Annotated in this window: 12 protein-coding genes; 3 read left to right on the top strand and 9 right to left on the bottom strand. The window is 51.9% G+C overall.

Translation table 11 applies throughout. The features are described 5' to 3' along the window. The first annotated feature begins 31 nt into the window (after window positions 1-31). Window positions 32-358 (top strand): hypothetical protein, encoded by a 327-nt coding sequence (locus tag ACO0LC_RS06590; protein WP_423001859.1) that lies wholly within the window; start codon window positions 32-34, stop codon window positions 356-358. Between the two features lie 124 nt (window positions 359-482). Beyond that, the gene (cls, locus tag ACO0LC_RS06585; RefSeq protein ID WP_423001857.1) at window positions 483-1901 is read left to right on the top strand and encodes a cardiolipin synthase; all 1419 of its coding nucleotides are present in this window, start codon (window positions 483-485) and stop codon (window positions 1899-1901) included. 364 nt (window positions 1902-2265) lie between these two features. Here the strand turns inward: cls and ACO0LC_RS06580 are convergent, their stop codons facing one another. The 4 genes from ACO0LC_RS06580 to ACO0LC_RS06565 all read right to left on the bottom strand — a co-directional run bounded on the left by ACO0LC_RS06580 (window position 2266) and on the right by ACO0LC_RS06565 (window position 4534). After that, complete coding sequence (locus ACO0LC_RS06580) at window positions 2266-2460, bottom strand: hypothetical protein (protein ID WP_423001855.1); 195 nt, start codon at window positions 2458-2460, stop codon at window positions 2266-2268. A gap of 90 nt (window positions 2461-2550) precedes the next feature. After that, the gene (locus ACO0LC_RS06575) at window positions 2551-3123 is read right to left on the bottom strand and encodes a BON domain-containing protein (RefSeq protein ID WP_423001853.1); all 573 of its coding nucleotides are present in this window, start codon (window positions 3121-3123) and stop codon (window positions 2551-2553) included. A gap of 32 nt (window positions 3124-3155) precedes the next feature. Continuing rightward, a complete protein-coding gene (locus tag ACO0LC_RS06570) occupies window positions 3156-4088 on the bottom strand; it encodes an OmpA family protein (protein WP_423001851.1) in 933 nt (310 codons plus the stop codon). A gap of 56 nt (window positions 4089-4144) precedes the next feature. Then, window positions 4145-4534: a DUF4398 domain-containing protein gene (locus ACO0LC_RS06565; protein ID WP_423001849.1), complete on the bottom strand. Its 390-nt coding sequence runs from the start codon at window positions 4532-4534 to the stop codon at window positions 4145-4147. A 476-nt stretch (window positions 4535-5010) separates the two neighbouring features. Between ACO0LC_RS06565 and ACO0LC_RS06560 the strand changes: the two genes are divergently transcribed. Beyond that, window positions 5011-13845: a GH36-type glycosyl hydrolase domain-containing protein gene (locus ACO0LC_RS06560; RefSeq protein WP_423001847.1), complete on the top strand. Its 8835-nt coding sequence runs from the start codon at window positions 5011-5013 to the stop codon at window positions 13843-13845. 191 nt (window positions 13846-14036) lie between these two features. Here the strand turns inward: ACO0LC_RS06560 and ACO0LC_RS06555 are convergent, their stop codons facing one another. From ACO0LC_RS06555 to ACO0LC_RS06535, 5 genes are all read right to left on the bottom strand, one after another. Further along, window positions 14037-14843 (bottom strand): beta/gamma crystallin-related protein, encoded by an 807-nt coding sequence (locus ACO0LC_RS06555; RefSeq protein ID WP_423001845.1) that lies wholly within the window; start codon window positions 14841-14843, stop codon window positions 14037-14039. 222 nt (window positions 14844-15065) lie between these two features. Continuing rightward, window positions 15066-16316 carry a TolC family protein gene (locus ACO0LC_RS06550; protein WP_423001843.1) on the bottom strand — a complete coding sequence of 417 codons (1251 nt, stop codon included), beginning with the start codon at window positions 16314-16316 and terminating at the stop codon, window positions 15066-15068. Continuing rightward, window positions 16313-16615: a DUF3240 family protein gene (locus tag ACO0LC_RS06545; protein WP_423001841.1), complete on the bottom strand. Its 303-nt coding sequence runs from the start codon at window positions 16613-16615 to the stop codon at window positions 16313-16315. The genes ACO0LC_RS06550 and ACO0LC_RS06545 overlap by 4 nt, the downstream gene beginning before the upstream one ends. Further along, complete coding sequence (locus ACO0LC_RS06540; RefSeq protein ID WP_423001839.1) at window positions 16608-19703, bottom strand: efflux RND transporter permease subunit; 3096 nt, start codon at window positions 19701-19703, stop codon at window positions 16608-16610. The genes ACO0LC_RS06545 and ACO0LC_RS06540 overlap by 8 nt, the downstream gene beginning before the upstream one ends. Next, complete coding sequence (locus tag ACO0LC_RS06535) at window positions 19703-20824, bottom strand: efflux RND transporter periplasmic adaptor subunit (protein WP_423001837.1); 1122 nt, start codon at window positions 20822-20824, stop codon at window positions 19703-19705. The genes ACO0LC_RS06540 and ACO0LC_RS06535 overlap by 1 nt, the downstream gene beginning before the upstream one ends. Between the last annotated feature and the right edge of the window lie 123 nt (window positions 20825-20947).

Raw genomic sequence — 20947 nt, 5'->3', positions numbered from 1 at the left:
AAAAAGTCATTTTATACTTTAAGGAATTGTCATGAAAACGCCAAGACAAGGGTTTGTAGCAGGCATGCTTTTCGCATTAATGAGTGGTGCCGTGCTGGGTTCTGCACAGGCTGCCGATGCAGAACCGCCAATCATTTCTCAACGCGGCGATCCTGAACGCTGGTTTCAGGAAGAAATGACGCCCATGGCTTATTTCAAGACACTGAAGAAAGAAGCCGAAGCTGTCTATCAATTATCTGTGATTGATTGCAGACGGATGGAACGCAGCCAGCAAAGTTCTTGCTTGCGCGACGCCAAAGCAACGATGCAGCAAGATATAGCTGAAGCCTATAGAAAATCGGGCATAAGAACACGTTGAGGACCTGGCTTACCGTACGGGCAGATGGCGACCAGGGAGAGGGCCTGGCCATCTTCGTCAAATCAGGAAAATACCAGTAAGCCCACATCCGTCTTTTGCCTTGCCTACGCCTCAAGGACCATATATGAAAGCCAAGCGCGAGGCCAGTCGATCCATATTGGCAGGTGCTGCAAGCATCGCTAGCGCACTCATGCTCAATGCCTGCAGTTCACTGCCAGAAGTCAGTTATCTGGCACCCTCCCTGGATCAGCCGCAAAAGGCTGCAGTGACCAAGCCCACCATTAATAATGCCAAAGGTGAGCTAAGCACAGACAAGGCGCAGGTCTTGATGCGACAACGTTGGGCAAAATCCAGTCTTGGCCTGGCAAACATACAGGCCCTGGCCGCACTGGAAGAAACGCTTACTGGCAGCCCGCTGATTGCCGGCAACCAAGTTACTTTGCTTTTCGACGGGCCGCAAACCATGGTCGCCATGATGGCCGCCATCAAACAGGCAAAGAACCATATACACCTGGAAACCTATATTTTTGACCAGGATGAACTGGGCATGGAATTTGCCAAACTGCTCATGGAAAAACAGCGAGCCGGCGTGCAAGTCAATATCATCTATGACAGCGTGGGCACCATAGGCACACCGCAAAGTTTTTTCGACAATATGAAGGCAGCGGGCATACAATTATTGGCCTTTAATCCCGTCAACCCTGCCAGGTTACATGGCCCCTGGGAACCGAACCGGCGCGACCACAGGAAGATACTTATCGTCGATGGTGAAATTGCCTTCACAGGCGGCGTCAACATCAGCGCCACTTATGCCAATAGTTCTTTATTCCGCTCGAAATCAAAAACCCCTGACAAGGTAGGCTGGCGTGATACTCATATCCAGATCACCGGCCCGGCCGTGGCAGCCTTGCAGTGGATATTTCTCGATACCTGGTTTAAGGCTGGTGACCTGCCACCGGCTGATAAATTGTATTTCCCTACGCTCAAAGATCAGGGCAATAAATTGGTGCGCGTATTGGCCAGTGAACCTGAAAGCAATCCAGCGATTTACAAGGCATATTTGCTGGCCATACAGGAAGCCAGAGAGAGCATACACATCACCTCGGCTTATTTTGTTCCTGATGCCCAGATTCTGAAAGCCTTGATCGCGGCAGCCCGGCGTGGCGTCGACGTCAAGATCATCATGCCTGGTGTGACTGACAGTGGCTTGGTATTCCATGCTGGCCAGTCCTTTTACGATGAGATGCTGGAAGGCGGCATAAAAGTGTATCAGTTGAATGTCTCTGTGTTACATGCAAAAACTGCCGTGATAGACCAGGTATGGTCTACCGTGGGCTCCACCAATATTGATACCCGCAGCTTCTTACACAATAAAGAAGTCAATGTCGTGGTCGTCGATACGGAGTTCGCAGTAGCGATGGAAAATGCATTCAAAGAAGATTTACGCTTGTCTGCCGAAGTCAGCCTGGAAACCTGGAAGCAACGCCCAAAAATGAACAAGCTGAAAGAATGGCTGGCCAGGCGACTTGAATACTGGCTGTGATAGGCATATGCAAGCTTTTAAACGCCCTCACGTCTTCACAAGAAAGTCCTCAAGCGTCGGTTGATGAGCTGTTGCCAAATAAAATTGGCGGTTGGCAGGGTGCGCCATGCGCACCATTTCTTCACCTGCACATACGTTTCTGTGTATGAAACCCTAGCTCTCTTGAGATTTTCAACAAGAAGGACGGTGCGCATAGCGCATTCTACGCGCCTGGCACACGCACTTGGTATATTTGCTCAGACTATGCCACCTTGTTACACTGCTTCAGTACTTCCTCTAATAGCGGCACTTGGCTATCTTAATTTCGCAACAGTCTCATTGAGTTCTACATTTTTCTGCGCTCTATATAAAACGTCAGCGAAAACTATTTTTTGCCTCTATTTTCTGATGTCTTGCTTCCCAGCTTTTGAGGTGTAATCGAAATGGCAACCGGGTCACTGGCAGGAAAACTTTCTTCCAACGCCTCATCGAGATCATCTTCCCTCTTTTTTATGACTGTCTTCTTTTCTTCAGGTTCAGGTTTAACTGGAACCGGCTGCTCTGTTGATTCATTACTCATGATGTTGGTCTGACTCTGGAATAAGATGATCAAAAACCCCTCACCTGTGAAGAGAAAGGGACTCCTTGGGGCAAGAGTAAAAAGAAAGGTTTATTTTTTCACTTTGAGATTATTGATGACGCTTTCCACGCCTGAAACACTCTTGGCAATGTCCTGGGCATGCGTTGCCTGGGTGTCATTATCAACGAAACCACTGAGTTGCACTTCACCCTTGCGGGTAACTACGGCAACATCCATGCTTTTCATTTGTGCATCGGCCAGCATGGCAGTCTTGATCCCTGCAGTGATGACGCTGTCGTCGACTTTATTCCCTACAGTCTGTTTGCCTTCTTTCAGGGTAAGCTTGTTGTCGACTTTTTTGACACCTTCCACCGCCATCGCTACAAAGGCGCTGCGGTCTATCTGCATTTGATTGTCGGCAAAGCCACTGAGCAAGACCTCGCCCTTGCGAGTCCCCACTTTCACGTCCATGCTCTTGATCAATTCATCCGCCATGAGTGCGGACCTCACTTTGGTGGAGATGACAGAATCATCAATTTCCACACCTATGGTAGTTGCAGCATTGGGGTTACTGCTGTCTACTGCCTTGTTACAGGCCGTCAAAGCCAGGAGTGAAACGGTCACCAGGGGCAATATGTATTGATGAGATAGTAAGTTGCGCATGATTTTTCCTTTCCTTCATTTAAACTACAGCATTAACGTTGCGATATTTTGCCGTTGGCATCTGACAAGACAATTTCTACGCGGCGATTCAACTGACGGTTTTGAGCAGTGTCGTTTTCAACCACAGGATAGCTTTCGCCATAGCCCTTGGTAATCACACGGTCACGTGAAACACCCATCAATACCAGGGCACTACGCACAGCGGCAGCGCGTCGTTCTGACAAATCCTGATTGTGAGCCTTAGTACCTGTATTGTCGGTATAGCCTTCAATCAGCACTGTCCTTTGCGGATTATTTTGCAAGACCAGCGCCAGTTTTTTCATGTTACGCATGCCATCTGGATTCAATTTGGATTGATCAACACCAAACAACACATCACCGAGGGTGATGACAATGCCACGTACTGTAGTTTTGGCTTGCAGTTCAGCCAACTGTGCTTCCAGCGTCGCATTACGATTTTGCATTTCCAGGGCTTTTGCCTGCTCTTCTTGAGCTTTTCTTTGCGCATCGCTGGCTTCACCTTGCGCTATTTGTGCAGCCAGCCTGGCTTGTTCTGCTTGTGCCTTGGCCTGGTCAGCCTGCATTTTTGCCTGATCGGCTTCATTGGTACGTTGCTCCAGACGTATCTGATCGCGGGCCTTGGCAGCATCGGCAACACTGGCTTCTGCCAGTTTTTGCTTGGTCAATTCTTGCGCCACGCCGACTTTTTGTTTGGCGAGATAAGCCAGTCTATCAATTTTCTCTGAGCTCTCATTATCCTTGGCTGCATTGTTGGCATCATTCATTGCTACCTCGGCCTGCCGCAATTCCAGCGGTGCCAAAGTCTGTACATTAGGATTATTTTGTGCAGCTCTATAGTCCATACGGGTCTGGTCCAGCAGGCTGGTGGTTTTTGGTGCAGTACTACAAGCATCGAGCAACATTGCTGTCAGCAAGATGACAGGTGTAAATATTTTCTTGTTCATGATGAGTCCTTAAAATTAATGGCAGAAATTGTCAGCAATTGGCTTAGGCAATTGCATTATTTGGCAGCATTGTTGTTGGCACGATCCAATTCTTCACGCAAGATGCGTATGTCGTCCTGCAAGGCATTGGCGGCTTTTTCTGCCTTCGCTGAATTGGCTTTGGCTTGTGCCAGCTTGGCATCTGCCTGTGCCTGCGTCGCCAGGTCATTGGCGAGCTTATAATCCTTGGCCTGCATGGCCTTGTTAGCCATGGCCATCTTTTCGCGGGCAGAGTTCATTTCTACCGGCGCGAATTCTGCACCGCCAGCTACTGCGGCATTGTTCACGGCTTCTTTGGAAACAGCCACTTCTGCCGTCGCAGGCGTTTTCATGCTGCTGCACCCCATCATCATGAGCATTGTCGCGCCGCATACGGCAAACATGCCACTCTTCAAATTTTTGTTCATTTTTTTCTCCGGTAAATAAAACGCTATAGCCATACAAGCCACATTCATTGTGGTCTTCGCTGACTTTATACCGCCCGGTAGAAAAGGGAGTCTGTTCGTTGCCGCACACTTCAAAGCAGCATTTGACGAAGGTGGGGGCCTTGCTTGCAGCTTATGTGTGCTAACGAACTTACATATGGGCGCTAAAGTTTTACTATCAAAATACAGCCATCCTCCAAAGTCATTTTAGTATCTTTTTATCATCTTTCGCATTCTGATTTTCTGATACGAAAAAATGGTCTTGGGGCATGGCAGCACGGTCTGTTGCCAAGGTCACTGACAAATCCCAAATAAATAGGACTTACGCAAAACCGCCCCAGCTGCGTTGCAGCCCCTAGCCGTACTAAAGTACTGTCTTCGTCGCTACGGTGTAGTCGGGGTTTCAGGCAATACATTGTCTGCCGACGGAACGAACCTCCCTTACCAGGGAGGTTTCCTTGGCGATAGCGTTGCTGGGACAATTTTGCGTAAGTCCTAATAAAAAGAAAGAAGTGTGCGATTTGAAATCCGCCAAAGATATGCTGTCGTCCAGCCTGCATCAAATCAAAAATGTCGTGAAAAATAGCCAGGTGCGTTTGCGCGCCTACGTGACGCCAGCCGGTGCAGAACTGCCATTACGTGCCGACTTGTACAGTGCTCTGCAGATGGAGCAGCATGGCCGCATACTGGCGAATAGTCATAAGCTGAGCTCGATTTTTGGACAAGACCAGCTATTGTCACGCCTGGCTGATAACCAGGATGTGATCCTGAATGCCTGCACCTTGTTGACAGAAGCCATCAAGGAAGGTCGGCCCGTCACACCTGCTGCTGTCTGGTTGCTGGACAATTACTATCTGATCGAAGAACAGATACGCACGGCAAAACGCCATTTACCCAAAGGCTACAGCAAGGAATTACCACGCTTATTGCGCGGCAGTTCAGCAGGTCGTCCACGCGTATATGACATTGCACTGGAAACTATTTCGCATGGAGATGGTAGAGTCGATCCCGAAAACCTGAGCCGTTTCATCAGTGCTTATCAATTGGTATCTGTATTAAAACTCGGTGAGCTGTGGGCCATTCCCATCATGTTGCGCCTGGCGCTGATAGAAAATTTGCGCAGGGTCGCCACCAATCTGACGACCACCCACAATAATCGCAATCTCGCTGCCAAATGGGCAGAAGAAATGACTGAGACTGCTGAGAAAGACCCCAGCAATCTGATCTTGCTGGTGGCAGACATGTCGCGCTCAAAACCACCACTGGACAGTTCTTTCGTCGCAGAAATGATGCGTCGCCTGCAAGGCCAGGGGCCGGCACTTACCCTGCCTTTGAACTGGCTCTCACAACGCCTCGCAGAAACCGGTGATACCATAGAACATCTGGTGCACCTGGATTCACAACACCAGGCAGCCGACCAGATTTCCATCAGCAACAGCATAGGCAGTCTGCGCTTGCTGACATCAATGGACTGGCGCGAATTCGTTGAAAACATGAGTGTGGTCGATCGTTGCCTGCGCGAAGACCCGGCTGCCATTTATGCACATATGGATTTTGCCACCCGTGACCTGTACCGCCATGCAGTAGAAAAAATTGCCAAAGGCAGCGGATTTTCCGAAGCAGATGTCGCCCACAATGCCTTGCGTTTTGCGCGTGAAGCAGCCAATCAACATGGCCAGGAGGCACGCAATGCCCATATAGGCTATTTCCTGGTCGGCAAAGGTCGCGTCGAGCTTGAACGTTCAACCGCCATGCAGCATGCATTGCCTGAATCAATCAAACATGCAATACGCGATTCTGCCTTGAGCATTTATCTGGGTAGTATTGTTATCATTAGCCTGACAACCACAGGCTTGTTGTTGAAACAGGTCAGTTATGCCGCAATCAACCCCTATTTGCTGGCTGGCTTTATCGTAGCAAGCCTGATCGCCAGCAGCCAGTTTGCCCTGTCCATGGTTAATTGGCTAGCCACCTTTGTCGCCCTGCCACGGCCATTGCCGCGCATGGATTATTCACGCGGCATACCGCTGGAATCAAGCACTCTGGTGGTGGTGCCAACAATGTTATTCAACATACAGAATATTGATGCCCTGTGCGAAGCCATGGAAGTGCGCTTCCTGGCCAACAACGATGCCAATCTGCGCTTTTGCCTGCTGACCGATTTTGCCGATGCAGCTACCGAGACCCTGGAAACGGATGAAAAATTGCTGAACCATATCGACAAGGTCACAACAGCACTCAACCAGAAATATCCCCGCCCTGATGGCGACCATTTCCTGGTCTTGCATAGGCCACGAGTGTGGAATGCACAAGAAAAAACCTGGATGGCTTATGAGCGCAAACGCGGCAAGCTGGCCGCCTTGAACAGCTACCTGCGCGGCATTGGTGCGGATGCTTTCATGCGCATCATCGGCAATACGTCGGACATGGAAAACATCAAATATGTAATTACCCTGGATACCGACACTGAATTGCCACGTGACGCCGCACGTAAATTCGTGGCGACCATGGCGCACCCGCTGAACCGTGCGCATTATGATGAGAATCTACACCGTGTTACTGATGGTTATGGCATTTTGCAACCGCGTGTTGCAGTCAGCCTGCCTGCCAGCGATGCTTCGTATTATGAGTTGCTGTGCGGCGGTGAAGCTGGTATCGACCCTTATACGCGCAGCGTCTCTGATGTCTACCAGGATGTCTTTGATGAAGGTTCGTTCATGGGTAAAGGCATCTATGATATCGATGTATTTGAACATGCTCTGAAGAGCCGCATGCCAGAAAACCGTATTCTCAGCCATGACTTGCTGGAAGGCTGCTATGCCCGGGCCGGTCTGTTGAGTGATGTGCAGTTGTATGAAGAATATCCATCCAGTTACCTGGCTGATATACGCCGCCGCCATCGCTGGATACGGGGTGACTGGCAAATCGCTTCCTGGTTATTACCCAAAGTACCCGGTCTTAAAGATGAGACCAGCGGTAAAACCGTCAAACTGCCCAACTCACTATCCTTGCTATCTCGCTGGAAATTGTTCGATAATCTGCGACGCAGCATGGTGCCACTGGCCCTGGTCGTCTTCCTGGTCATTGCCTGGAGTGCCTTGCCCCATACCTGGTTATGGTCAGCGGCAGCCCTAGGATTTTTGCTAATACCTGCTGCCAGCGCATTTATCTTCAATCTGACCCAGAAGCCAGATGATGTCTTCTTCCGCCAGCATCTGCTGTCATTGCTGCGTTCAAGTACTCAGCATTTCATCCACGCCTCGCTGAGCCTGGTATTTCTGCCATATGAAGCCTGGGTCAACCTGGATGCCATCTTGCGCACGCAGTGGCGTGTATTGATTTCCCACAGGCGTTTGCTGGAATGGAATCCATCCACTATCAGCAATCATCAGTTCAGGAATACCTTGTGGAATAATTTTCGCAGCATGTGGGTAGCACCTGTGTTTTCCACAGCAGTTTTCTTTTTTCTGGATTTTATCAATTCAGTTGCTTTGCAGGCCGCTTTCCCTATCTTGTTATTGTGGTTTATCTCCCCTGTCATTGCCTACCGCATGAGCAGGGAAAAACAGCAGCGTGTTTCACAATTAAGCGCGAAACAAACAGAGTTTCTGCAGGCAAGCGCCCGCAAAACCTGGCTATTTTTTGAAACTTATGTAGGCCCCGAAGATAACTGGCTACCACCTGACAATGTACAGTTCCAGCCTGTCAGCGTGACGGCTCACCGGACCTCGCCTACCAATATAGGTTTATCGCTCCTGGCCAATCTGGTAGCCTATGATTTTGGCTACATCCCTGTCGGCCAGTTATTGCAGCGCACGCAGGACACGTTTGCCAGCCTGACGAAACTGGAACGTTATCAAGATCATTTTTACAACTGGTACGATACCAAAACACTACAGCCTTTACAGCCCTTATATATTTCAACTGTAGACAGTGGCAACCTGGCCGGACATTTACTGACTTTACGCCCGGGTCTGGCAGGCTTGATAGATGCACCAATTTGCCAACCGCGTCTGTTTTCAGGATTGCATGATACTTACCTGATTTTGTACAACACGGTTGCCGACGATGCTACAGGCAGGCTGGCAGAATTTAAAACTGATCTTGATGTACTGTGCCTGAGCACACCGACTTCACTGATGGTGATCTATGACTGTCTGAAGCGCCTGACTTATCATGCCGACAGCTATCTGTCCAGCCAGACCGTGATTTCAGACAATCAAGCACATGTCTGGGCCAGTGCCTTGAGCAGGCAAACCCATGCACAACTGGATGAGTTCATTTATCTGGCACCCTGGCTGAGCTTGCCAGAGCCAGGCAGCTGGATCAATGCATTTCCCCTACTCGATGCCATTCCAACTTTAAAAGGACTAGCACAATTGGGCTACGCCCACGCATCCCCAAGGGAAGACATCCTGTCGCTGGATCAGCCGGTCGCAATCGCAGACCCTACCCCCACATTGGCCAGCATGCTGATGACGGCCAGCAAACGTGCCGCCGACCGCATACTGCAAATAGGGCAACTGGTGCAACAGAGCAGCGAATTTGCCAGAATGGAATATGATTTTCTATACGATGCCAACACACATCTGCTGACCATAGGTTATAACGTCAGTGAGCGTCGACGCGACGCTGCCTGCTATGATTTGCTGGCATCAGAAGCGAGGCTGGCCACCTTCGTCGCCATCGCCCAGGGACAAATTCCGCAAGAGAGCTGGTTTGCGCTGGGTCGCCAACTGACCATCGCAGGCGGAGAACCTATCCTGTTGTCCTGGAGCGGTTCTATGTTTGAGTACCTGATGCCCTTGCTGGTGATGCCGAATTTCCAAAACACGCTGCTGGAACAGACTTACCGCTCGGTCGTGCAACGTCAGATAGAATATGGTGAACAACGCAATGTGCCCTGGGGTATTTCTGAATCAGGCTATAACACTTTTGATGCGCATCTGAATTATCAATACCGCGCCTTTGGTGTTCCTGGTCTGGGCTTCAAACGCGGGCTGGGCGATGATCTGGTGATCGCGCCCTATGCATCAATGATGGCGCTGATGGTGGAACCAGAGAAAGCCTGCAGCAATCTGGAGCAGCTGGCGTCCCTCGGTTTTGAAGGCACGTATGGCTTCTTTGAAGCGATAGACTATACGCCTTCACGTCTGCCACGCGGGCAGGCACACGCCTTGATACGCTCATTCATGGTACATCATCAAGGCATGGGCTTGTTGTCACTGGCCTACCTGTTGCTCGACAAACCCCTGCAAAAACGCTTTGAATCCGACCCCTTGTTCCAGGCCACCATGTCGCTCTTGCATGAACGCGTACCCAAGGCTACTGCGGTGTATTCCAACACGACTGAGCTGGCAGATATACGCAGTGCCAGTGCCGGACAGGAAACACCGCTGCGCGTACTGCATCATGTCAATACGCGTACGCCCGAAGTGCAGTTACTGTCGAATGGCCGCTATCATGTCATGATCAGCAGCGTAGGCGGCAGTTATAGCCGCTGGAATGATCTTGCCATCACCCGCTGGAATGAAGACAGCACCCGCGATCACTGGGGTACTTTCTGTTATGTCCGCGACACCAGCAATGGCAAATACTGGTCTACTGCATTCCAGCCTTGCCTGGTGCCTTCAGCCAGCTATGAAGTAATTTTTTCCGAAGGCAGGGCAGAATTCCGCCGCAGTGATAATAATCTCGACATGCATACCGAGATCGTGGTTTCACCGGAAGATGATATTGAATTGCGCCGCACCCGCATTACCAACCGCTCACGTCATCGCCGCACGATAGACTTCACCAGTTATGCCGAGGTCGTGCTGGCACCGGCAGCAGCGGATGCCATGCACCCGGCATTCAGCAAATTGTTTGTACAGACTGAAATCCTGCATGAGCAGCATGCTATTGTGTGCACACGCCGACCACGCTCGGTCGACGAGAAAATTCCGAGCATGTTCCACCTGATATCCCTGCATGGTGCCACTGCTGACGATGTCTCTTATGAAACTGACAGGGCACAATTCATAGGCCGTGGCAATACGCTGGAAGTACCCATTGCCATGCGGGTAGAGCGTTTGTCAGACAGCCAGGGTTCAGTGCTTGACCCGGTAGTTGCGATACGTTATCAAATTACGCTGGAACCAGAACAGATCGCTATCTTCGATGTGGTCACCGGCGTCGCAGAGAATCGTGACCTGTGTCTGGCACTGATCGATAAATACCAGGATCAGCATCTGGCTGACCGTGTCATAGGCTTGTCGTGGACGCATAGCCAGATCGTCTTGCGTCAGTTGAACATCAGTGAAGCCGATGCGCAGTTGTATGGCCGCATGGCAAATTCTGTCATCTACATGAATCCGTTGTTGCGCGCCGATGCCAGTGTACTTAGCCGTAACCACCGTGGTCAATCAGGCTTGTGGGGCTATGCCATTTCCGGTGATTTACCTATTGTGCTTTTGCAAATCAATCAGCAAGAACATATAGAACTGGTACGGCAACTGGTACAGGCGCATGCCTATTGGCGCTCGAAAGGTCTGGCTGTGGATCTGGTGATCTGGAATGAAGATCATGCCAATTACCGGCAAGCCTTGCAGGAACAGATCATGGGCATGATTTCTTCCGTTATTGGTACTCACGCCATAGAAAGACCAGGTGGCATCTTTGTGCGCATGGCGGAACAGATTTCAGTTGAAGATAAAATCCTGTTCCAGGCAGTTGCCAGAGTCATCCTGAATGATCATCGTGGCAGTTTGCTGGAACAACTGAGCCGCCGCGATGTGCTGGATTTACGTGTCCCAAAACTATTGCCATCGCGTCAGATATATCAACAACCCGGCTATCAAACTCTTGCCAGCAAGGCTGCCGAAATACCAACAGAAAAACTGCAAAGCTTCAATGGCATTGGTGGTTTTTCTGAAGATGGCCGTGAGTATGTTATTACTACACGGGAAGGCCAGGTCACCCCTGCACCATGGGTGAATGTGCTGGCCAACCCGCAATTTGGCACTGTCATTTCTGAAAGCGGGCAAGCTTATACCTGGGGTGAAAATGCCCATGAATTCCGCCTGACACCATGGAATAATGATCCAGTTTGCGATAGTGGCGGTGAAGCCTTCTATATTCGCGATGAAGATACCGGAGCCTACTGGTCACCCACTGCTCTCCCTTGCCGCGGCAGCGGTGACTATGTCACGCGCCACGGCTTTGGTTACAGCGTATTCACCCATGTTGAGCAAGGAATACGATCTGAACTGACAGTCTTTGTCTCTATGGACACGGCAGTCAAATATTCGATACTGCGTGTCATCAATGTATCTGACGAACAAAGAAAATTGTCAACCACCGGTTATGTGGAATGGGTGCTGGGCGATTTGCGACCTAAATCCCTGATGCATATCGCCACAGAAATTGATCCGGCAAGTGGTTGCGTGCTGGCGCACAATCCCTACAATACGGAATTTCCGGGGCGCAGGGCATTTTTTGATCTGGATGGTGGTAGCCGCAGTGTCACTGGTGACCGTAATGAATTCATAGGCCGCAATGGTAGCCTGCAGAAACCTGCCGCACTCGAAAGACAAAGATTGTCTGGCAAGATCGGGGCTGGCCTGGACCCTTGTGCAGCAATCCAGCAAGAATTTGAATTAAACCCGGGGCAGGAAAAGCGTCTGGTATTTGTGCTCGGTACAGTCATCACCGATCACAGCAATGTCACGCAATTCATACAGCAGCACCGTGGCATTGCCGCGGCAGAACAGGCACTCAATAAAGTGCATGACTACTGGCGAGATACCCTGGACGTGGTGCAAGTCCATACTCCCGACCAGGAGTTGAACCTGCTTGCCAATGGCTGGCTGCTGTATCAGACCATCGCCTGCCGTCTGTGGGCACGTAGTGGCTATTATCAATCTGGCGGTGCTTTTGGCTTCCGCGACCAGCTGCAGGATAGCATGGCGCTGGTGCACACCAGGCAAACACTGGCACGCGAGCAATTGCTCTTGTCTGCTGCCCATCAATTCATCGAGGGCGATGTGCAACACTGGTGGCATCCACCGATAGGCCGCGGCGTGCGTACCCATTGTTCTGATGATTACCTGTGGTTGCCTCTGGCAGTGGCACGCTATGTCAACAGTAGTGGTGACACCGGCATTCTGGATGAAGAACTGCATTATCTGGAAGGCCGCCTGGTTAACCACGAAGAAGATTCTTACTACGACTTGCCCGGCAGGTCACCGCACACTGGCAGTCTGTATCAGCATTGCGTCAAGGCCATAGAAAATGGCTTGCGCTTTGGCAGTCACGGCCTGCCTTTGATAGGATCCTGTGACTGGAATGATGGCATGGACAAGGTAGGCCATCTGGGCCAGGGGGAAAGCGTCTGGCTGGCTTTCTTCCTGCATCAGGTGTTGACGAAATTCTCTGCGATTGCACTAGCGCGCAATGACACTGAATTCTCCAATCGTTGCCTGGAGCAAGCCCGCCAGCTATCGAAAAATATTGATGATAATGCCTGGGATGGTGCCTGGTACAGGCGGGCTTATTTTGATGATGGTGCTGCACTGGGCTCGGCACAAAATGCCGAGTGCCAGATAGATTCTATCTCACAAAGCTGGGCCATCCTGTCGGGTGCGACAGATCCGAAAAGAGCCATCCAGGCCATGCAATCCCTGGATAAACGCCTGATGCGGCGCGACAAGAAAATCATACAATTACTTGACCCTGCCTTTGATTGCTCTGGTCAAAATCCGGGCTATATACGCGGCTATGTACCAGGCGTGCGTGAAAATGGTGGACAATACACTCATGCAGCGATCTGGACGGGCATGGCCTTTGCAAAAATGGGAGACGCTGTCCGGGCCTGGGAAGCATTTGACATGATCAACCCCATCCGTCACGGTAACTCGCCGGATAGCATAGCCCGTTACAAGGTTGAGCCCTATGTCATTTGTGCCGACGTGTATGCAGTAGCATCACATACAGGGCGCGGCGGCTGGAGCTGGTACACAGGTTCGGCAGGCTGGATGTATACCTTCATGATGGAATCTTTGCTGGGCTTGAAACGCGAAGGCAGACATCTGAGCATCACACCGTGCGTACCGGTGGGATGGACCAGCTATAACCTGCGTTATCAACACTTGAGCAGCACTTACCAGATCACCGTCAAGCTCAGGGATGTGGCATATGGCAATAGCCTGCTATTCATCGATGACATCGCCATGGGAACCCTATTGATACCTTTGATGGATGACCAGCGCGAGCATATTGTGGAACTCAATTACGTACCGGCAGTCCGGGAGTAAGCGGTCCTGCACCGGAAAATTATTTACCCAGTCTATCCATTAGTAAAGTAAACAAACCGCCCTTGCAACATGGGCGGTTTTTAATATTGGCCTTTGCCAGCGATTTATCCTGGCGTGGCAGGCATAAAAAAACCAGATGCAGTAAAGCATCTGGCCTCTTGAAATTAATCAGATTAATCTGAGCTATCTACTTATTGCCTAGGGTCGCCATTCCTGTTGACAGCGACCGTTGGTCCCGGTGGCGAACTCATTTGCACACGATGCTCAACGCCACGGTAATTGTAAGTGACATCCCAATATTCTGGTGTGGTATTGGCGGTAGTCTGGCAACGGCGTACGTCACGCTCGTAGGTGTTGCCATTATTACGTCCAACATTGGCACCCAGTGCACCACCAGCTACAGCACCACCGGCAGTTGCCAGGTCACGCCCAGTACCGCCACCAACCTGGTGACCCAGGATGCCGCCGATCAGGGCACCGGCAATGGCACCACCAACATTAGGTTCACTACGCTCTGGCTGGCTGACTTGCTGACGCTCTACCCAGCAACGCTCATTCGGTGGGCCGACGACGGCGCGTACTGAGGTAACGGGCGCCTCATACATACCTTCATTCGGGCGACGACGGTATTCATAATTGGGCATACTCATTGGAGGCGCGACTTCATTATCGTAGCGGCCGCGGTCATTGACTGGCCTGACGGAAGAAATACGCTTGTCCATGCCCAGGCCTGCCAGACTATCGTAACTACCACGACTCAAGATCACACAACGGCCATTAAAGCCGGCATCGTCACAGACTTCCCAGCGACCGCCAGAGACGACGACGGATGAAGCCAGGTCATTAAAACCATTATTACGGAAATTGCTTTGCTGGACATTGGTACTGAAAGTACGTCCGCGAAAGCCTTCGCCTTCATAAAATACGATCTGCGCACTGGCATGGGCAACCAGCAGCAAACTGGACACCCCCACTATGAATTTTAATTGTTGTTTCATTTTCATCTCCAAGTTTGACATCTGAACAAAACCGTGGCGAGTGATTACTATCCCACCATGCAGATTTAGCAAGAGAGCCAGCATGAACAATATATCCATACCAGGACACCATGAGGAACAGCATCCCTGTTTTCAACAATCAGGTCTGTACGCTGACACACATAAAATGTCATGCCAGCGTAGCATACCTGAGAACAACATAATCAAGATGAGATGCCAGGGCTATTCATGTTGCAAATCCCAGATAAGATGGGCGTCTGCCAGCAGAGAATAATAAGCCATACTGGCAGCGACTCTGGCAGCCAGGGTGTTTTGTGCTGCAGAAGTAGCCTGGCGCCTTGCTGCCAGCAAGGCTTGTAACTCTATCTCTCCCAAAGTATAGGCGCGCTGCAGCAGTCTGGCATTGTTTTGTGTAGCCACCAGGCTGTTTTCTGCCAATTGCAGGCCCTCATATTGCCCCTCGGCATAGGCTATGCTGGCATGAATATCTGCTTCCAGCTGACGTTTCTTCAATTCCAGCTCATATCTGCTCATATTTGCCAGGTGGCTGGACTTCGCAGCGCGCTGGCTACGCATACCCAGGGAAAATGGCAGGCTGATGGAAATACCGTTGAGCCGCTCGCGCCCGCTCGCCTCTGATGCCGTGAAAAGGCCGATCACAGGATCGGGCGTTTGCTCTGCACGTGCCTGCCCTGCCTGCGCCTGTGCCTTGTCAAATTGCGCAAGAGCAATTTTCAAATCATCACTCTGGCTCAATATGCGCGCACGCCATAAACTGGCTTCATACCTGAGCTGGGCTGCGGCTGGCAAATTATTGTGTTGCCTGTCAAAACCGGGGAAGCGGGCATGCAAACGCCCCCAGGCTATCTGCACCTGCACCCTGGCCTCGGTTTCACTGCGTTTTTGTTCTGCCAGTTCAGCCTGTGCCAGGTTCAGGTCCAGTTTAGCGACATCGCCAGCCTTGACACGCTTTTCCACGATCATCAGGTTCTCTTGTACTGAAAGGCTGTGCTGGCTTGCCAGTTGCAAGGCCTGCTCGCTTGCCAGCCAATCCAGCCATAGCTTGATTAAATCACGGGCAGTCACATGCAGAGCTGCGCCATACTGTGCCTCAGCTTCGGCCAGCACAGCGCTACTCATCTGGCGGTCGGCAGCGGCCTTGGCCGGCAGGCGTATGCCGCGTTCTATGCCGGCATTCCATTCGCGGGAAGTGGCTTCATTCTGTGTTGTCCGGCGCTGGGCAGTTATTTTCGCCGTCCATTCATAGGGGGATGCCTGCAACAAGCCTGCTTCCTGCCTGGCCGCTTCCAGCCCCGCCTGGGCGGCATTAACGAGCGGGTCTTGCGCCAGAAAATGGCGCACCACTGGGGTAGGTAACAAGCCAGGGGTTTCTACCGCCATCACCTGGGCATGAGCAAAGGTGTTGAACAACATCAAGCTCATGACACTGCTAATAAAGGTGGATGTTTTCATAGAATTTCTCCGGTTTCAACGACAGGGCTGATCCAGTAATGCAGGCCAGCCCCCGCAAATTCTTGCTGCAACAGCGCCAGCATGGCTTGCTTGCCGTGTATCGGCAATAGCACTTGCACCAGTGTCATGAGCGCATGCCCCATGACTTGTTCACGGGCATTCAGAGTGACACCCTGCATGCCATAGGCAGCAGCGGGAGTACTGATGAGCAGTTGAATCCCAGGCAGCACCAGCAAACTGTCGAGCAGTTTTTCTTCCAGCCTGGCTGGACATAACAAACTAAAACATAATTCAGACATGGGAATTTTCCTTAATGCACTGCCCCTTGGAAAAAGCAAAACGCGCATACAAAATAGGTAATAACAGCAGGGTCAGCGCTGTGGCGGTGATCAAGCCACCGATCACGACGATGGCCAAAGGACGCTGGATTTCAGAGCCAGGGCCGCTGGCGAATAACAGCGGTATCAAGCCAAATGCGGTAATTGATGCGGTCATCAATATGGGGCGCAAGCGGCGGTGCGCGCCCTGTATGACCACTTCCGCAAGGGCCATGCCTGTTGCCAGCAGCTGGTTGAAATAACTGACCAGTACCACACCGTTCAACACCGTAATCCCCAGCAGGGCAATGAAACCCACCGAGGCAGGCACGGACAGATATTCACCGGTGAGCCACAAAGCCAGTACACCACCAACCAGGGCAAACGGGATGATGGATAAAATCAGCAAGGCCTGGCGAATCGAGCGAAAGGTGGAAAACAGCAAGACAAAGATCAGGCCCAGCGCCACTGGCACCACCACCATCAAACGGCTGGCTGCTCTTTGCTGGTTTTCAAATTGCCCACCCCAACTGATGTGATAGCCACTGGGCAAGCCTAGTTTTTTGGCGACTTCAGCCTTCGCCTCTTGTACAAAACCGACCATGTCGCGGCCACTGACATTAGCAATCACGACAGCGTAACGACTACCCATTTCGCGGTCTATCTTGACTGGCCCTTCTGCCCTTTCCAGCCTGGCAACACTGGATAAGGGCACACTGACGCCATCCTTGCTGGTGATGCGGGTGGCGGCAAATTCAGCGGGCGACAAACCTACCGATTTGCCAGCCCGCAAGATAATCGGGCTGCGCCGATTACCTTCAGTCACGGTACCGGCTTGCTGGCCCTCTATCTGCATGCGCAGGGCATCCTGGATTTCTTCCACCGACAAGCCCAGTCGCCCTGCCTGCAAGCGGTCTATCACTACGCGCAGATATTGCACGCCATCGTTTTGCACGGTATACACATCCTGATTACCCGCGACGGTTTTCAAGATGACCTCAAGCTGGCTGGCATAGTGATTCAGCTTATCCAGCTCAGGTCCAAAAACCTTGACGGCAATATCCCCCCGCACACCCAGTATCATTTCCGACACCCGCAATTCTATGGGCTGGGTGAAACTGTATTTGATGCCGGGCAGGGTATCGAGCACCTTGCGCACTTCATCGACCAGCGCTTCCTTGCTTGTGAGTTTCCAGTCCTTGCGTGGCTTTAGCAAAAGATAGCTATCAGTCTGGTTCAAGCCCATGGGGTCAAGGCCAATTTCATCGGAACCTGCCCTTGCCACGATGCCTGTCACTTCTGGTATGGCTTGCATGATGGCTTGCTGGATTTTCAAGTCCAGGGCCACGCTTTGCTCCAGGCTGATGGAAGGCAGCTTTTCTATGCCTACGATCAGGTCACCTTCATCCATGACAGGCATGAAGGTTTTGCCGACCTGGGTGTACACGCCTGCCGCCACCAACAGCAAGGCGACGGCAACCGCCGCCACCCATTTTTGTTGGCGCATGGCCCAGGCCAGCATGGGTGCATACCAGGTCAGCAGCTTGCGCGGCAGCCAGGGTTCTTCATGCCTGACTGCACGCAAAAGGTAAGATGCCAGCACAGGTATTATGGTGAAGGACAGCAGCAAGGAACCCGCCAGTGCAAAGACGATAGTCAATGCCACCGGCACAAAGAATTTACCCTCCAGCCCTTCCAGGGTCAGCAAAGGCAAGAACACGGTGATAATGATGAGCATGCCAGAAGTCACCGGCAGACTGACTTCACGCACAGCACGATAAATCATATGCAGGCGCGGCAATTTACCGGCAGTCGTGTCATGCGCCAGCCTTTGTACTATGTTCTCGACCACCACCACCGCAGCATCCACCAGCATACCTATGGCAATCGCCAAACCTCCCAGACTCATGAGATTGGCGGACATGCCAAACAGGCGCATGAGAATGAAGGTAATCAAGGCAGACAGTGGCAATACCGTGGCAACGGTCAGCGCAGCGCGCAGATTACCCAAAAAGAACACCAGCAAAACCATGACTATCACGGTGGCTTCCAGCAAGGCCGACGACACCGCCCCCACTGCTTTGTCTACCAGTGATGCCCTGTCGTAAAACACCTCGAGACGCGCCCCCTTGGGCAAGGTGGGTGCCAGTTCAGCGATTTTTTTGCGCACGCCTGTGACTACTTGCTGGGCATTGGCACCGGCCAAGCCAAGCACCAGTCCTTCCACTGCTTCTGCCTTGCCACTTTTGGTAACGGCCCCATAACGTGTCATCTCGCCCATCCTGACTTCCGCCAGATTGCCCAGCCTTACAGCATGAGCATCCTTGAGCGTGACTACTACGGCACGCAAATCATCCAGGGTATTGATACTGCCTTCACTACGTACCAGCAAGACTTCATTGCCCTCGCCCAGTCTGCCTGCGCCATCATTGCGGTTATTGGCGCGTATGGCTTCTTTCAATTGTGTAATGCTGATGCCTGCGGCTGCCATGACAGCCGAATCGGGTATCACTTCAAAAGCCCGCACCACGCCACCGAGCGAATTGACATCTGCCACCCCCGTCACTGTGCGCAATGCCGGACGAATGACGGTATCGAGCAATTGTCGCCGCTCTGCCAGGGACATCTGATCTGCTTCTACGGTGAACATGAACATTTCACCCAGTGGTGTAGTGATAGGGGCCATGCCGCCACTGATACCGGCCGGCAAACTCTCTGTGATACCGCTGAGGCGTTCACTGACTTGCTGACGTGCCCAGTAAATGTCAACACCATCCTCAAAATCGATGGTGATATCGACCAGGCCATACTTGGTCACGGAACGCAATATACGCGTCCTGGGTATGCCCAGCATTTCCACTTCTATGGGGACGGCAATCCGGGTTTCGACTTCTTCCGGCGTCATGCCGGGGGCTTTCATGATGAGCTTGACCTGGGTGCCAGAAACATCAGGAAAAGCATCTATAGGCAATTGCCTGAAAGCCAGCCAGCCTGCACCCGCCAGCAAGATGCTCAACAACAGCATAAACAGACGCTGTGCCAAAGAGAATTGTATGAGTCGCGCCAGCATCAGCCTGCTCCCTTTTCACCCAGCCAGGAACCCTTGAGGGCAATCACACCGCTGATGGCAATTTTTTCATCTGGCTTCAATGCGCCCTGCACCCTCACCCGCTGGCCAGCACTACTGACCACTTTGACAGTGCGCGCCTCAAAACCGTTTTCAGTGCGCACGAATACCACAGCCTGCCCCGCATCATGTGCCAGCGCTGCCAGCGGTATATCAAAGCTGTCTGCATGCGGTGCCAGGGCTAGTTGCACGGTCACCAGTTCACCAGGTCGCAAATCACTTGCGCTGCCATCGACCTCGGCGCGCAGGCTGAGGGTCTGGCTGCCTGCGACTACCAGAGGACTGATACTGACGATGCGGCCTGTCGCGCTGCGCCCCTGCACTTGCAATTTGCTGCCTGTGCGCCAGGCCGCGGCATCTACCAGTGCTGCTTGTATCTCCAGTTGCAGCTGTCCAGTTTGCGCCACATGCAACAAGACCGTGGAAGGATCAAGACGCTGACCCGGTTTGACTTCCATCTGCGTGACTACGCCTGCTTTTGTTGCATGCAGGGTCAGGCCATCTTCCAGCTTGCCTGAGCTGACTATGCGCTCCATGCTGGCAACTGACAAACCAGCCAGACGCAGGGCTGCCCTGGACTGACGTAAAACCGCCTCGCTTTCTGCCAGCGCCGCCTGTGATTCCTGCACGCGGCGCTGGGCAATGATACCCTCGTCGAACAGGGCTTTTTCGCGCTGCGCTGCCTGACGCGCCAGGGTATGACGGCTGACAGCCTGCAGCAATTGCAATTGGAGCGGCCCCAGTTCCTGGCTACTGATGCGTAACAGTGGAGTGCCCTGCCTGACCTCTTGATTCGCTTGCACATAGAGTTGCACGGCCAGTCCCGCCACTGGTGAGCTGATGATTTGCTCACGATGTGCTGGCACACTGACCTGAGCGGGCAAGCTCAAGCTCAGCGGTTTCTCATCTTTTTGTAAAGCACCGACCTGAATATTCAGTGCCTGCATTTGCTGTGCTGTGACAGCAAACCTGGCTTGCTTTTCTGCTGCCTGCAATGGTATTTGACTTAGCGCTGCCAGCAAAAAAACACAGCATAGCTGCCTGGAGAAATTTCTGTTTTTCATATTGAGTTCCCAAATGACGCATAGGGGATGAGCTTGCGACAAGCACATCAGTTAGATCAGACTACCAACGCAAAGCATTCCCTATGACCTGAACAAGGCTGGCAGCGCTGGCAAGAATTATGT

The organism is Undibacterium sp. JH2W (assembly GCF_049340425.1).
GTDB lineage: Bacteria > Pseudomonadota > Gammaproteobacteria > Burkholderiales > Burkholderiaceae_D > Undibacterium.
The sequence above is the reverse complement of the archived record's forward strand: the minus strand, read 5'-3'. Positions and strand labels throughout refer to the sequence as shown.

What these genes read in the sequence shown, in the direction of transcription:
- ACO0LC_RS06570 (WP_423001851.1), bottom strand. Translation starts at nt 4,088, where the DNA reads ATGAACAAGAAAATATTTACACCTGTCATCTTGCTGACAGCAATGTTG.
- ACO0LC_RS06580 (WP_423001855.1), bottom strand. Translation starts at nt 2,460, where the DNA reads ATGAGTAATGAATCAACAGAGCAGCCGGTTCCAGTTAAACCTGAACCT.
- ACO0LC_RS06540 (WP_423001839.1), bottom strand. Translation starts at nt 19,703, where the DNA reads ATGCTGGCGCGACTCATACAATTCTCTTTGGCACAGCGTCTGTTTATG.
- ACO0LC_RS06565 (WP_423001849.1), bottom strand. Translation starts at nt 4,534, where the DNA reads ATGAACAAAAATTTGAAGAGTGGCATGTTTGCCGTATGCGGCGCGACA.
- ACO0LC_RS06590 (WP_423001859.1), top strand. Translation starts at nt 32, where the DNA reads ATGAAAACGCCAAGACAAGGGTTTGTAGCAGGCATGCTTTTCGCATTA.
- ACO0LC_RS06535 (WP_423001837.1), bottom strand. Translation starts at nt 20,824, where the DNA reads ATGAAAAACAGAAATTTCTCCAGGCAGCTATGCTGTGTTTTTTTGCTG.
- ACO0LC_RS06550 (WP_423001843.1), bottom strand. Translation starts at nt 16,316, where the DNA reads ATGAAAACATCCACCTTTATTAGCAGTGTCATGAGCTTGATGTTGTTC.
- cls (WP_423001857.1), top strand. Translation starts at nt 483, where the DNA reads ATGAAAGCCAAGCGCGAGGCCAGTCGATCCATATTGGCAGGTGCTGCA.
- ACO0LC_RS06545 (WP_423001841.1), bottom strand. Translation starts at nt 16,615, where the DNA reads ATGTCTGAATTATGTTTTAGTTTGTTATGTCCAGCCAGGCTGGAAGAA.
- ACO0LC_RS06575 (WP_423001853.1), bottom strand. Translation starts at nt 3,123, where the DNA reads ATGCGCAACTTACTATCTCATCAATACATATTGCCCCTGGTGACCGTT.
- ACO0LC_RS06555 (WP_423001845.1), bottom strand. Translation starts at nt 14,843, where the DNA reads ATGAAACAACAATTAAAATTCATAGTGGGGGTGTCCAGTTTGCTGCTG.